This is a genomic window from Oleiphilus sp. HI0061, assembly GCF_001635675.1.
The window spans coordinates 1-1,036 of the sequence record NZ_LWFE01000307.1 but is presented as its reverse complement, the minus strand read 5'-3'; the positions used below and the strand labels follow the sequence as shown (position 1 = coordinate 1,036).

Annotated in this window: 1 protein-coding gene; it reads right to left on the bottom strand. The window is 42.6% G+C overall.

Annotated features, from left to right (window positions below; all coding sequences use genetic code 11):
* Positions 1-221: 221 nt before the first annotated feature.
* Positions 222-878, bottom strand: coding sequence for an adenylate kinase (gene adk / locus A3735_RS03995; RefSeq protein ID WP_068514917.1), 657 nt, complete (start codon positions 876-878; stop codon positions 222-224).
* Positions 879-1,036 lie beyond the last annotated feature (158 nt).

The window sequence follows — 1,036 nt, the reverse complement described above, 5'->3', positions numbered from 1 at the left end:
TGGCCCAAACAGTCTTTCACCATAGGTAAAATTAACTGAGTATGACTTCGAGGGGCTTTTTCGCACACCTGATACATTGTTTGCTCACTCCACAATGCTGCAGAGCAATTATCAGAAGAAGTATCTAAAGCAAGAATTTTTGGCATAAAGAGGGTCGTAAATAACAACAGGCCCCTTAAAAAAGAGGCCCGTTTCAGTGAACAATGAAGGAAGTGTCTATCTTATGCGTCTAAACCATCAACAATTTGCTGTTTGATCTGAGCCATATCACCAACACCATCAACCTTCACATATTTTGGTGATTCATCTGCGCCGGTATCAGCCCAAGACGAATAATACTCAACAAGAGGAGCCGTTTGCGAATGATATACACCTAAGCGCTTACGAACGGTTTCTTCCTGATCGTCTTCACGCTGAACCAAGGCATCGCCAGTTTCATCATCTTTACCCGCTACCTTCGGTGGATTGTAATCAACATGATATACGCGACCACTTGCTTCATGCACGCGACGACCACTTAGACGGCTAACAATTTCTTCGTCAGGCACGTCAATTTCAACAACCGCATCAATCATGATTTTTTGCTTTTTAAGCGCTTCAGCTTGCGGAATCGTACGAGGAAAACCATCAAATAAGAAACCGTTCTCACAGTCATCCTGTTGAATGCGCTCTTCAATCAATTCAATGATTGTTTCATCAGAAACCAGGCCGCCAGATGCCATGACTTCTTTAACCTTCAAACCTAGTGGTGAGCCCGCCTTTACAGCCGCACGCAACATATCCCCGGTAGAGATTTGCGGAATACCATATTTCTCAGTCATAAACTGAGCTTGTGTACCCTTGCCTGCACCTGGTGCGCCTAACAAAATTAATTTCATATACGGATTGCTCCCAATATTCTAAAGCTAATGATAAAAATTGAATCTATTTCTAACGACAGCCTACTAGCGCCACACAATAAAAACTCAAGCATGTATAGGGGTATTAAGTAATTCGCTCAAGTATAGCGAGCTGTCGCTAATCTATTCTTTTATGT

What these genes read in the sequence shown, in the direction of transcription:
- adk (WP_068514917.1), bottom strand. Translation starts at nt 878, where the DNA reads ATGAAATTAATTTTGTTAGGCGCACCAGGTGCAGGCAAGGGTACACAA.